Raw genomic sequence first — 12,691 nt, 5'->3', positions numbered from 1 at the left:
GCTATTTCGATACTGGGCAGGGCTTCGTCTGGTCGAACAGCGACAGGTTGACCAGCTTGCCGGTCATCGAGAAGTCGCCATAGTCCATGACGAGATCGCGGGTGATGCCGTTCTCATGCAGCTTGAAGCTGATCCGGTATTCCGGCACTTCTTCGCCGTTCTTGGCGCTGTCGTCGAAATAGGCGATGTCGACCGGCCAGTATTTGTCGGTGGCGAGCTTCGCCAGCGCCGGCGCCTCCGGATCGGCGTTGTCGGATTGGGTCTTCTTGCCGACGACGACGGTGGTCGCCATCACCTTGTTGGCGTCCTCCGAGCCGTCGAACAGGTTTGTCTGGTAGAAGTTTTCGCCCTTCTCGGCCTTGCCGATCAGTTCGACCAGATGCTGGGTCGGAAACTGGGTGGCGGCGAGTTCCAGGCTGTTCTTCTCAGGCTTGTCGATATCGACCTTCAGCCCCTTGGCGTCTTTCGTGGCGATGCCCTTGACCTCCTTGTCGAGGTTCTGGTCGACAAAGGATTTGGTCACGAACGAAAACGTCTTGCCTTCGGCATCCTCGAAAGTCGTCGTCTGCTGGTCGGTCAGTCTTGTGTTGTCGTTGGTGACGATCTGGGTGACGAAACGGAACTTCACCGTATAGCCTTCGCAGGCCGAGCCGTTGAACTCATAGACCATGCGGCCGGATATGCCTGTTATGCCGGAACGGTCGGAGGCCTTGTTGAGGGTGAGGTCGTACACGGCGCGATGCGCCTGCAGCGCCGGTACGGCGAAAGCGGACCCTGTCGGCAAGAACGCCGACAACAGAACGGCGTGGAATGCAAGGCGCGCTGCGCGCATGAGGTACTCCGATCGTCGCGGCTGATGGCAGACCGCAGGGAAAGATGGTCCAGCTTAAAAAAAGTCGTGGCGGAAGCGAGGCAAAAATAGCAATTTCGGCCCGGCCAGCGCGGCACCTTCCAGCAATAGGGAAAAGCAATGAGTGAAACAATCGAAAAGCGGCTAAGTGATCTCGGCGTGGCGCTTCCCGTTGCCGCCGCGCCTGCCGCCAACTACGTGCCCTATTGCAGGACCGGCAGCCTGCTGTTCACCGCCGGACAATTGCCGCTCAAGGACGGTAAGCTGCAGGCGAGCGGCTTGCTCGGCCGTGATGTCGATACCGCTGCCGGCAAGGACGCGGCAAAATACTGCGCGATCAATATTCTGGCACAGGCCAAGGCCGCGCTCGGCGATCTCGAGAAGATCCGCCGCCTAGTGAAGATCACCGTCTTCGTCGCCTCCGCCGCCGATTTCGTCGAGCAGCATCTGGTCGCCAACGGCGCCTCCGATTTCCTGGTCGCCGTCCTTGGCGAGCGCGGCAAGCACGCCCGCTCCGCCGTCGGCACCGCCTCCCTGCCGCTTAATGCCGCGGTGGAAATCGAAGCGATCTTCGAAGTCGAATGAGCGAAGGTGAAGACATGACCGACCTCTCCTGGCTCACCGCCCGGCCGGTTGCCCATCGCGGCTTTCACGACATGAACAGGACGCGCTGGGAAAACACGCTTTCCGCCTTCGCCGCCGCGGCCGAGCGTGGTTACGCCATCGAATGCGACGTGCACCTGTCGTCGGATGGCGTTCCCATCATCATCCATGATGCCGATCTGCAAAGGCTGACCGGACAGGACGGCTTCGTCTGGCAACGCAGCGCGGCTGAACTTACCGCGCTCAAGGTTGGCGGCACATCGGATCACGTGCCGACGCTGCAGGAAGCGCTCGACCTGGTTGACGGTCGCGTGCCGATGGTTGTCGAACTGAAGGGGATTCCCGGCCGGGACGAAGGTCTGGTGGCGCGCGTCGGCAAGATGCTCAAGCGCTACAAGGGCAAGGCGGCGATCATGTCGTTCGATCACTGGCTGATCCGCGACTTCCCGAAACATGCGCCCGGCATTCCCGCTGGTTTGACCGCCTATGGCAAGGACCTCAAGCTGATCGAAGCGCATTTTTCCATGCTGGCGCACGAACTCTCCTTCACCTCCTATGCCGCCGGTGACCTGCCGAATCCGTTCGTCAGCTTCGTGCGTGAAAAGCTCAAAATGCCTGTCATCACCTGGACGGTGCAAGATCAGCCCGCGGTCGACCTGACTTTCAAATACGCCGATCAGATGACATTCGAAGGGTTCGAACCCGACCTGGTCAAAGTCGCCTGAGCGGGGTGTCCGAAAAGTGACTTGTAGCAGCCCGCATGGAGCTTAAATAAGCCTGATGGATCAGGGCGACGATGGCGACGGGCAAACGGCAAATGCGGACTATTCGATCCGCATCGCGGCGGGCATAGGCGCGTTCACCTGCGATGAATGGAACGGCTTTGCCGGCACCGCGCGCGGTGACGCTGAAAACGGCTATAACCCGCTCGTTTCGTTTGCCTTTTTAAGCGCGCTGGAAGATTCCGGTTGCGCCGTTCGGCGCACCGGTTGGCAAGGACATCACCTGCGATTGGAAGCCGCGCAAGGCAGGCTGCTGGGCGCGGTCCCTTGCTATCTCAAGTCGCACAGCCAGGGCGAATATGTGTTCGATCACGGCTGGTCGGATGCCTTCGAGCGGGCCGGTGGCCGCTATTACCCGAAATTGCAAAGTGCCGTGCCGTTCACGCCCGTCACCGGCCCTCGCCTGCTGGTCGCCAAAGGCGAGGATCAGGATGCGGTGAAAGCCGGCCTTGCCGCCGGTCTCAAAATGGTCACCGACAAGCTCGGCGTGTCCTCGTCGCATGTCACCTTCGCGCAGGAGAGCGACGTCGCGACCCTCGAGGCCGCGGGCTTCCTGCATCGCACCGACCAGCAATTCCACTTCTTCAACGAAGGCTTTTCGACTTATGACGACTTCCTCGCCACGCTTGCCTCGCGCAAGCGCAAGGCAATGAAGAAGGAACGGCGCGAGGCGCTTGCCGATGGCATCTCGATCGATTGGCTGACCGGCAAGGATCTCACCGAAAAGGCCTGGGACGACTTCTACGCCTTCTACATGGACACCGGCAGCCGCAAATGGGGCCGTCCCTATCTCAATCGCCAGTTCTTCTCATTGATCGGCGAACGCATGGCGGACGACATCCTGCTGGTGATGGCAAAGCGCAACGGCCGCTATATAGCCGGCGCCATCAACTTCATCGGCTCCGACGCGCTCTATGGCCGCAACTGGGGCTGCATCGAGGATCACCCCTTCCTGCATTTCGAGGTCTGCTACCACCAGGCCATCGACTTCGCCATCGAACGCAAGCTGAAGGTAGTCGAGGCCGGCGCGCAGGGAGAGCACAAGCTGGCGCGCGGCTACCGGCCGGTGACCATGCATTCCGCGCACTACATTGCCCATCCCGGCCTGCGCAATGCGGTGGCCGACTATCTCAGGCGCGAGCGGCGCGAAGTGGAGCGGATGGGTGAATATCTGGAAGAGCATACCCCGTTCCGCAGGGATATCGAGGAATAGCTGGCTCGGCCTTCCGAGCCTGTCTTGCGCGCCAGACATTCTACGCGGTCCGCTGTTCGCCACGCGGGCCGCTTTGTTGCTTCCACCGCGCGCTTGTCGAAGCCGGCGGCATGGTCGATCTCGCCTGATCACACCCACATTGCCTTGCCGCTCCAGGACAGCTTCGCTACATGGGACTGCGAGGCACAATCCGGAGCGTTCGCCATGGCCGAAACCGCCTATGAAACCGACAATATCTTCGCAAAGATCCTGCGCGGAGAAATTCCTTCCCACCGCGTTTACGAAGACGACGCGGTCATTGCCTTCATGGATGTGATGCCGCAGGGGCCGGGCCATACGCTGGTGATGCCGAAGGCACCGTCGCGCAACCTGCTCGACGCCAACCCGTCGACCTTCGGCCCGCTTTTCACGGTCGTTCAGAAACTCGCGTTGGCGGTGAAAAAAGCCTTCAGCGCGGATGGCGTCACCATAATGCAGTTCAACGAGCCGGCCTCCGGGCAGACCGTCTATCACCTGCATGTGCATGTCATCCCCCGCTTCGACGGCATCCCGCTGAAGCCGCATAGCGGCGCGATGGAGAAACCCGAAGTGTTGGCTGAGAACGCCGAAAAGATCCGCGCCGCCCTTTCGGCAGAATCTTAAGTCTTTGTAAACCGAGCGATCATCGCGGCCGCTGAGACACCACCCAGCGGCTTCTTTCTTAATACTCTAGCAAGCCCTTGCGAGGCATTTCTCGTGCGCGAGGGACATGCATTGCAAGATACTTTCGAATATTTGAGCCGGCGGTCCGGAGCCAATGGTGAGGCCGCTTTTTCAAAACTCTTGGTCGAATCGTTTCTTCGACACCGTATTATTCATGCGGTTGCGCTGTTTACTCTGGGATTAGGCTTTGCGGTTGGCGCCCAGATCGGGAATTTGCCGGATTTCGCATTGCTTTATGAATATGCCTTCTATCTGGTGGTCTATTTCTGGATTGTTGGATGTGCATATGCAGTCTTCCGGCTGCTTCAACTGGCGTTGGTCCATCGCGCAAAGTCGCCGGCCAACCATTTGTTGGTTTCCTTCCGGCAATTGTTGATCGATAGAAACCGCATTGCCAATGGCGTGAACGGCCTTGCCGCGATCTTGATTTTTGTTTCGGGTTTTTCAGTGCTGAAGGGCGCGATCGCTGTATTGGCGCCTTTCTCCTGGGACCAGGCCATCGCACACTTCAGCACCAAGCTGCATTTCGGTCGTGCTTCTTACCAATGGCTTTGGTGGATTCTTGAAAGCCCGATAACCATCCGTCTTCTCAATTTCTGCTATAATTTTTGGTTTGCGGTGCTGATCGTGACTGTCTTTTCAAGTGTCATGGCGACCCGCGATACTCTTCTGCGTCATCAGTTTTTGCTCAGCTTCATGCTGCTCTGGCTGATCGGCGGCTTCTTCGTTGCTTTGACATTCTCATCCGCCGGCCCTTGCTACTTTGCAAGGTTGGGGTTTGGCGATCTCTATCAACCGTTGATGGACGCACTTCAATCGGCGAATAGCCAGTATCCGGTTTGGGCCCTGTCCCTGCAGGAGCGGTTGTGGAACGGCTACGAGGGTGTGTCTTCAAGAACCATGGGCATATCAGCGTTCCCTTCCATTCATGTCGCGTCATCCGTGCTTTTTGCGCTGTATGTAACGAGGCTGTCTCCACGGCTGGGCGTCGTAATGTGGATATTCGCGGCGATCATCATGCTCGGGTCAGTGGTTCTTGGGTGGCACTACGCCCCGGACGGTTACGCGGGCATACTGATCTCGATCGCCATCTGGAAAGTCACCGGCGTGGTATTGTCCCGGACGACGATTGCTTCGCGTTTCGCGAGCGAGGTTCCTTTGGCCCGCCCGGAAGCTGCGTCGGTATAGTCAGGAACGCTGGTAGGTTGCGGGGACGTATCCACATGCCTCTGAAAGGCTATCGGGTGCGCCGCTCCCGGTAGAAGCTTCGCGCATCGCATCCGCACACTGCACCGGGCTCAGCAACGAAGTGTCGACCTCAAGATCGTATACGTCCGGCCAGTGTACCTCATCCTGCCACAGACGCACCGGCGAAGGTACCGGATCAGCTGGCGAACCGACGACATAATCCCTGCCCGCCTCGCTGGCGGCTCGTCTTTCCAAAATGATCTCTATCGGACAGCGAACGCCGACAAACAGCACCGGCAGGCCGGCGAATCGGCGCACGCAATCGGCCAGGATGTCGAGTGGTTTCGAATAGCCATCGTGATGACCGACATCCGCCACGACGTTCAGATCGAGCCGGCTATGGGCAGCGATCGATTCGTAGAGGGCCGCATAAAATACCGCGGCACGAAAACTTCGAGGTCCGGGCGCTCGCTGCCCGGTCGTAGGCCAATTCCCGGACGATATCGCGGCGGCGTGATCCGCGCATAGCTGTCGACGCCCAGGTTCATCCACAGACCTTCAAAACTGTCCTGGATGGCCTGAGCGATGCTCGACTTGCCCGATCGCGGCGCGCCGTTGAGGATGATGATCTGGCCAGCCATATGCCACCTCACTATTCCACCACCTCACGATGCCAACGAAAAAAGCCCCGTTGCCGGGGCTTTTTTCTTTCGTCAGGGATCAGCCCTTGCGGGGCAGTTGCGGCACCAGACTGCGCTTGCCGCCATCCTTGCCCTTGGGTTCCGGCTTCTGCGCCACGACCTTCTTCGCGGTTGGCTTTTTGGCCACGGCCTTGGCCGGCTTAGGCGCGTCTTCCGGCTCTTCCTTCTTCGGCTTCACCGGCGCCTCGTCGGCCAGCGATTCGAGCTTCAGGCCGGTCTCGCCGGTTTCCTTCTTCTCGACGGTGACACGCACCGTGCCGCCCTTCTTGAGCTTGCCAAACAGCACCTCGTCGGCCAACGGCTTCTTGATGTGCTCCTGGATGACGCGGCCGAGCGGCCGTGCGCCCATGCGCTCGTCATAGCCCTTGTCGGCGAGCCACGCGATCGCATCCGGCGACAGGTCGAAGGTGACGCCACGCTCGGAGAGCTGCGCCTCGAGCTGCATGACGAACTTCTGCACCACCTGATGGATGACCGGAACCGGCAGCGAGCCGAACGGGATGATCGCGTCGAGACGATTGCGGAACTCCGGCGTGAACAGCCGGTTGATCGCCTCGACATCGTCGCCTTCGCGCTTGGTCGAACCGAAGCCGATCGCCGCGCGCTGCGCATCGGATGCGCCCGCATTGGTGGTCATGATCAGGATGACGTTGCGGAAGTCGATCTGCTTGCCGTTGTGGTCGGTCAGCTTGCCGTGGTCCATGACCTGCAACAGGATGTTGAACAGGTCAGGATGGGCCTTCTCGACTTCGTCGAGCAGCAGCACGCAATGCGGATGCTGGTCGACGCCGTCGGTCAGCAGACCGCCCTGGTCGAAGCCGACATAGCCGGGAGGCGCGCCGATCAGCCGCGAGACGGTGTGGCGTTCCATATATTCCGACATGTCGAAGCGGATCAGTTCGACGCCGAGCGAGGCGGCCAACTGCTTGGCCACTTCGGTCTTGCCGACGCCGGTTGGCCCTGAGAACAGGTAGGAGCCGATCGGCTTCTCCGGTTCGCGCAGGCCGGCACGGGCCAGCTTGATCGCCGAGGTCAGCGCGGTGATCGCGGTATCCTGGCCGTAGACGACGCGCTTCAGCTCGATATCAAGCCCCTGCAGCACCTTCTCGTCATCGGCCGAAACCGTCTTCGGCGGAATGCGCGCCATGGTGGCGATCGTTGCTTCGATCTCCTTGATGCCGATCGTCTTCTTGCGCTTGGCTTCGGGCACCAGCATCTGCGAGGCGCCGGTCTCGTCGATCACGTCGATCGCCTTGTCCGGCAGCTTGCGGTCGTTGATGTAGCGCGCCGACAGCTCGACCGAGGCCTTGATGGCTTCGCTGGTGTAGCGGACCTTGTGGAACTCCTCGAAATAGGGCTTCAGGCCCTTCATGATCTCGATGGCGTCCTCGATGGTCGGCTCGTTGACGTCGATCTTCTGGAAGCGCCGCACCAGAGCGCGGTCCTTCTCGAAGAACTGGCGGAACTCCTTGTAGGTGGTCGAGCCGATGCAGCGGATCGCACCCGACGACAGCGCCGGCTTCAAAAGGTTCGACGCGTCCATGGCACCGCCTGACGTGGCGCCAGCACCGATCACGGTGTGGATCTCGTCTATGAACAGCACCGCACCCGGATAATCCTCGAGCTCCTTGACGACCTGCTTCAGGCGTTCCTCGAAATCGCCGCGGTAGCGCGTGCCGGCCAACAGCGTGCCCATGTCGAGCGCGAAGATGGTTGCATTGTGCAGCACTTCGGGAACGTCGCCCTCGACGATGCGCTTGGCCAGGCCTTCGGCGATCGCCGTCTTGCCGACGCCGGGGTCGCCGACATAGAGCGGGTTGTTCTTCGAGCGGCGGCACAGCACCTGGATGGTGCGGTTGATCTCGCTTTCGCGGCCGATCAGCGGGTCGATCTTGCCGGCCTTGGCCTTGTTGTTGAGGTTGACGCAATAAGCGGTCAGCGCATCCTGCTGCTGCTTCTTCTTGCCGCCTTCCTCCTGTGGCTCGGCGCCGTTCTGGCCGCCCTGTTCGTCATCGGCGCCGCGCGGCGAGCGCGTCTCCGATGCGCCCGGACGCTTGGCGATCCCGTGCGAGATGTAGTTGACCGCATCATAGCGGGTCATCTGTTGTTCCTGCAGGAAATAGGCGGCATGGCTCTCGCGCTCTGCGAAGATGGCGACGAGCACGTTGGCGCCCGACACTTCCTCGCGGCCCGACGACTGCACATGGATCACCGCGCGCTGGATGACGCGCTGGAAACCGGCCGTCGGCTTGGAATCCTCGTCATAGCCGGTGACGAGATTGTCGAGCTCGGTGTCGATATAGGTGAGAACAGTGTGCTTGAGCTCGTCGAGATCGACGTTGCAGGCACGCATGACGGCGGCCGCCTCTGTGTCGTCGATCAGCGCGAGCAGCAGATGTTCAAGGGTTGCGTATTCATGGTGCCGCTCGTTGGCGAGCGTCAGCGCCTGGTGAAGCGCTTTTTCCAGGCCTTGGGAGAAAGCCGGCATGTTACCTCACTTCTTCTCCATCACGCATTGCAGCGGATGCTGATTCTGTCGGGCGAAATCCATGACCTGAGACACTTTGGTCTCGGCCACCTCGAATGTATAGACCCCGCACTCGCCCACTCCATGATTGTGAACATGAAGCATGATGCGTGTGGCGGCTTCGCGATCCTTCTGGAAAAAACGCTCCAGCACGTGAACCACGAACTCCATGGGAGTGTAGTCGTCGTTGAGGATGAGAACCCGGTAAAGGCTGGGCTTCTTGGTTTTGGTTTTTGTGCGCGTGATAACGGCCGTCCCGCGGCCGGCCTCATTGCCGTCGCCGCCGCCGTTTGCCATCCGCGCCACTCGTCTCGTGGCAGTCAAACCGATCGTCACGTATCCTGCCTCTTTCGAATCCTCATGCGAGATCAACATGTAGGTGTTCGATGGACGATTTTAAGCCCTTCTGGTTAGCTGACAATATGGCTAGGTGACCAAACTTGGCGGTTTTTCGCAATCGTGAAGCGGTATGACGTCCCGAACCGCCAATTGACATGAAAAAACCCGGCCGCGCTTCCGCAACCGGGTTTTGTCCCGAGCCAAACGGCCCGGATCTGGAACTGTCAGGCCGAAAATTACTTCGCCTTGGCAACGATCGATTCGAACGGCTTGTAGGCTTCCTTGGCGAGTTCGGCATAGAGATCGCCGATCTTGGTGGCCTCGGCGACGAACGCCTCGTAGGACTGCTTTGCGTAGTCGGACTGGATTTCGATGGCCTTGTCCAGCGACTTGGCCGAGAACAGCTTCTCGACAGCGGCGCTGCCGGCTTCAAAACTCTTCTTGGTGTATTCACCGGCCTCGGTGGCGATCGCCTGAGCGCCCTTGGAGAGCGAAGCGAAGCTCTTCAATCCGGTATCGGCAAACTCTTTGCCGTATTTGCTGAAGTCCTCATAGGTCTGGGTCATTTCACGATTCCCTTGACGGTTGAGACGTCCTTCTTCGGGGCGCCCTTGTGCAACGCACATGAATATATTGTGCACCGCACAAAAGTCAATATTCACCCACCTTCGGACGCGCGCCCTCGCGGCGAATTGCTAAAAATCGAATAAACAGAACTTCAAGCCCGAAGAAAATGGTGAACGCGGCGGTTACCATAAACGGATTGGTAACGCCGCCCCGGTAGCTTGGCCGGAAGCGGGGCAGGATCCCTTTGCCGCCTCCAACGCAACGAGAAATTTCAAAGGAACTACCAGTGCGTCAGGCGTTGTCGGGCATCGTTTCCAAATCCACCTCCTCTCTGAAAACGATCATGATCATCGCCTTGGCGATGGTGTTTGTCGTTGCCAGCGCCGCTTCGTCGATGGCGGCGAGGCCCGCCGCCATCGTGGTCGACGCCAAGACCGGCAAGGTGCTCTATTCCGCCGATGCGGACGGTCGTCGCTATCCGGCATCGCTCACCAAGATGATGACGCTCTATTTGACCTTCGAAGCGCTGGCCAAAGGCAAAATCAACAGGAACACGCCTGTCGTGTTTTCGGCCCATGCCTCCGCCGAGGCGCCGACAAAGCTCGGCGTGAAGCCGGGCGGTTCGGTCACCGTCGACACCGCCATTCTGTCGATAGTCACCAAGTCGGCCAATGACTCGGCGACCGCGCTAGGCGAAATGATTGGCGGCAACGAAACCAATTTCGCCCGCATGATGACTTCCAAGGCGCGTCAGCTTGGCATGAACGGCACCGTCTTCCGCAACGCCAACGGCCTGCCCGACCCAGGCCAGTTCACCACCGCGCGCGACATGGCCACGCTCGGCATCGCGCTGCGTGAGCATTTTCCGCAATATTATGGCTATTTCTCGCAGCGGTCCTTTCTCTACGGCCGCCAGCGCATCAACGGCCATAACCGTCTGCTCGGGCGCATCAAGGGCGTTGACGGCATCAAGACCGGCTACACCCGCGCCTCCGGTTTCAACCTTGTTTCATCCGTATCCGACGGCAACCGCCGTCTCGTCGCCGTCGTCATGGGCGGCACGTCGGGCGGCAGCCGCGACAACCATATGGCATCCCTGATCAACACCTATATGCCAAGAGCCTCGACCCGCGGTGGCGGCGATCTGGTAGCCAAGGCCGACAGCAGCAATCCGATCAAGGCACTTGCCAAGGTCCTTCTGCCCAAGCATGACGCGCCGACCCCCGATGACAAGCCGGTGGCGGTGGCCAGCGCCGACGACGCCGTTGCCGACGACGCGACGGTTGCCCAGGATGACGGCAACGCGGAAGACAGCGCAGCGGCAGAGGACAGCGCAGCCGCAGACGACAGCGCAGCGGCGGAAGAACCCAAGCTGGTTGTCCCGGCAAAGAAGGTGAAGACGGTCATCGTCTCCGCCCCGAAGGTCGCCACAGCACAGATCGTGGCCGCCTATGCCGAGCCGACGCCGGCTGTCGATCCGGTCAACACCGCCTCGGTGCCGTCGGGCTGGGCCATCCAGGTCGCCTCTTCACCGAAACAGTCAGAGGCCCAGGCCTTCCTCGACAAGACCGCGAAGCAGGCGCCCAAGGTGCTGGCTGATGCTAGCGGCTTCACTGTCGCCTTCGACAAGGACGGGGCCACTTATTACCGCGCCCGCTTCGGCGGCTTTGGTTCGAAGGACGCCGCCTGGAAAGCCTGCACTGCTTTGAAGAAGAAGAAAATCGAGTGCTACGCCGTCCAGCAATAGGACAGCGTGGAAACGATCTCCCGGAAAATTACTGCGTCGAAGGAGACTAGTTGTGATTGGAGAGCAAGACGTCCTTGGCTTCGTTGATTCGCGCCGCCAGGAAAGACGTGCCGCCGATATCGGGGTGCAGGCGCTGCATCAGGCGGCGGTGCGCCTTGCGGACATCCGCCGCGGCGGCCCCCGCTTCAAGACCAAGGACCTTGTAGGCCTCCTCCTTAGTCATGGCGCCCGGACCTGGCGCAACACCCAGCCCTTCGCCACCGTTCGTCTCAGTGTTTTTGCGCCAGACGGGAAATCTGCCGTCAAGATACGTCTCTAGCAGCTGGCGGCTCTCCGCATCGCCGGAGAGTTCGCGGTAGAGATGCTGCAGCTCCGCAAGGCCCATCGCGCCAAGCATCTTGCCGTCATGGCGGCCGGCCAGAACCAGTCCTTCGAGGCCGCCCGTATTGTGATCGAGTTCCATCTCGAGCGCTGCCGTCCGCACCGTTGAGCGCTTTCCGGCCGTCGGCCTGGTATTTGGCCGGCTTGTGCGCGTAGCGCCGTACCAGCCGATTGCCGCGAACAGAATGACACCGCCGATCCCGCTGCGCCCGACCAGCAGCAGGGCGCCGCCTACCAGGGCCAATAGGATCGGACCCAATGTTCTTGTTGTGCTTGCAAGCGTGGCCGGATCGGCGCGAAGAAACGCCGAGGCTACTGTCAGCAGCACCAGCAGCAATGCGACCAGGACGATAATTGCGCCTAACATTTCCCACCGCCTCGCGGACTCCCTGCCCGCTTGGACAGCCGCGTCATTTCCTTCAACACTTTTTCTGCGCCGGAATCATGGCCCCCAGCAGGAAGAGGCCCGCCATGCGGGCTCGCCAACGCTGTGGCTTTTGCCGAGCTCGACAGCTTTTCATCGCGCATGAATTTCAAGATGTGGCGTTGTCGCGCAGCTTGCAAGTCCAGTGCGAGGCAAGATTGAGGGCCAGCGGACGGCCGCGATCGAGATCAGGCAAACGCCTCGGCGCCGGGCTACAGCAAGCCGAGGTCGGCAAGCTCACGCCTGAGTTTCGGCGGCATCTCGACCAGCCCCGCCTTGCCCTTGCCGAGGTCGGGTGGCGCGTCCGAAGGTTTCAGATAGCGCCAGCCCTGAAACGCGCGGCGCGGCTGCCAATCAGTGCGAATGACGTGCGGGTCCAGCATCAGGTGGCAGCGGCCGATCCCTTCGTCGTCGGTAAATGGCCGGATCTCGGTGATCAGCTGCCGGCATTGCACATTGCCCTTGATCACCCAGTAGAGCGAACCGCCATCGGTGATCTCGGCGCTGCGCGTCGGCACCATGCGGGTGGTGTGCCAGTGTTCGGCCGGCTCACCGGCACGGCGCCGTTCATCGAGACGGAACGCGATCCATTCCTCGAGATCCTCGACGCTGTCGCAGCCGACGCACAGTTTTAGGAGATTGAGGGCCATGCGCTAAGGTTAGTCCG

General features: G+C 60.6%; 12 protein-coding genes and 1 pseudogene. 6 read left to right on the top strand and 7 right to left on the bottom strand.

Translation table 11 applies throughout. From position 1 onward, the window contains the following. Position 1: 1 nt before the first annotated feature. Positions 2 to 832 (bottom strand): cell envelope integrity EipB family protein, encoded by an 831-nt coding sequence (locus JT360_RS08140; RefSeq protein WP_214470952.1) that lies wholly within the window; start codon positions 830 to 832, stop codon positions 2 to 4. Positions 833 to 970: 138 nt separating this feature from the next. On the opposite strand from JT360_RS08140, the gene JT360_RS08135 reads away from it, so the two are divergent. From JT360_RS08135 to JT360_RS08115, 5 genes are all read left to right on the top strand, one after another. Continuing rightward, entirely contained in the window at positions 971 to 1,435 is a 465-nt protein-coding gene (locus tag JT360_RS08135) for a RidA family protein (protein ID WP_214470950.1), read from the top strand. A 14-nt stretch (positions 1,436 to 1,449) separates the two neighbouring features. Next, the gene (locus tag JT360_RS08130; RefSeq protein WP_214471164.1) at positions 1,450 to 2,178 is read left to right on the top strand and encodes a glycerophosphodiester phosphodiesterase; all 729 of its coding nucleotides are present in this window, start codon (positions 1,450 to 1,452) and stop codon (positions 2,176 to 2,178) included. A gap of 55 nt (positions 2,179 to 2,233) precedes the next feature. After that, positions 2,234 to 3,448, top strand: coding sequence for a GNAT family N-acetyltransferase (locus JT360_RS08125; RefSeq protein ID WP_214470948.1), 1,215 nt, complete (start codon positions 2,234 to 2,236; stop codon positions 3,446 to 3,448). A 204-nt stretch (positions 3,449 to 3,652) separates the two neighbouring features. Further along, on the top strand, positions 3,653 to 4,090 hold the full coding sequence (locus tag JT360_RS08120) for an HIT family protein (RefSeq protein ID WP_214470946.1): 438 nt from the start codon (positions 3,653 to 3,655) through the stop codon (positions 4,088 to 4,090). A gap of 93 nt (positions 4,091 to 4,183) precedes the next feature. Beyond that, positions 4,184 to 5,338 carry a phosphatase PAP2 family protein gene (locus JT360_RS08115; RefSeq protein ID WP_352126997.1) on the top strand — a complete coding sequence of 385 codons (1,155 nt, stop codon included), beginning with the start codon at positions 4,184 to 4,186 and terminating at the stop codon, positions 5,336 to 5,338. Here the strand turns inward: JT360_RS08115 and JT360_RS08110 are convergent. The 4 genes and pseudogenes from JT360_RS08110 to JT360_RS08095 all read right to left on the bottom strand — a co-directional run bounded on the left by JT360_RS08110 (position 5,339) and on the right by JT360_RS08095 (position 9,471). After that, a pseudogene (locus JT360_RS08110) lies at positions 5,339 to 5,979 on the bottom strand (chloramphenicol phosphotransferase CPT family protein). It abuts the gene before it with no gap. Between the two features lie 79 nt (positions 5,980 to 6,058). Next, complete coding sequence (clpA, locus tag JT360_RS08105; RefSeq protein ID WP_214470945.1) at positions 6,059 to 8,527, bottom strand: ATP-dependent Clp protease ATP-binding subunit ClpA; 2,469 nt, start codon at positions 8,525 to 8,527, stop codon at positions 6,059 to 6,061. Between the two features lie 6 nt (positions 8,528 to 8,533). Next, complete coding sequence (gene clpS, locus JT360_RS08100) at positions 8,534 to 8,863, bottom strand: ATP-dependent Clp protease adapter ClpS (RefSeq protein ID WP_027029050.1); 330 nt, start codon at positions 8,861 to 8,863, stop codon at positions 8,534 to 8,536. A 278-nt stretch (positions 8,864 to 9,141) separates the two neighbouring features. After that, positions 9,142 to 9,471 (bottom strand): phasin family protein, encoded by a 330-nt coding sequence (locus JT360_RS08095; protein WP_095200145.1) that lies wholly within the window; start codon positions 9,469 to 9,471, stop codon positions 9,142 to 9,144. Between the two features lie 287 nt (positions 9,472 to 9,758). Between JT360_RS08095 and JT360_RS08090 the strand changes: the two genes are divergently transcribed. Further along, the gene (locus JT360_RS08090; RefSeq protein ID WP_214470944.1) at positions 9,759 to 11,219 is read left to right on the top strand and encodes an SPOR domain-containing protein; all 1,461 of its coding nucleotides are present in this window, start codon (positions 9,759 to 9,761) and stop codon (positions 11,217 to 11,219) included. A gap of 46 nt (positions 11,220 to 11,265) precedes the next feature. Here JT360_RS08090 and JT360_RS08085 read toward each other — a convergent pair whose 3' ends face one another. Both JT360_RS08085 and JT360_RS08080 read right to left on the bottom strand, forming a co-directional pair. Next, positions 11,266 to 11,967, bottom strand: a complete 702-nt coding sequence (locus tag JT360_RS08085; RefSeq protein ID WP_214470943.1) for a DnaJ domain-containing protein — start codon at positions 11,965 to 11,967, stop codon at positions 11,266 to 11,268. Positions 11,968 to 12,236: 269 nt separating this feature from the next. Then, positions 12,237 to 12,674 (bottom strand): DUF1489 family protein, encoded by a 438-nt coding sequence (locus JT360_RS08080; RefSeq protein ID WP_214470942.1) that lies wholly within the window; start codon positions 12,672 to 12,674, stop codon positions 12,237 to 12,239. Positions 12,675 to 12,691 lie beyond the last annotated feature (17 nt).

The sequence above is a fragment of the Mesorhizobium sp. dw_380 genome (genome assembly GCF_018588885.1).
Lineage (GTDB): Bacteria > Pseudomonadota > Alphaproteobacteria > Rhizobiales > Rhizobiaceae > Mesorhizobium.
Note: the sequence above shows the minus strand (reverse complement) of the source record. Positions and strands in the feature narration are given on the sequence as shown.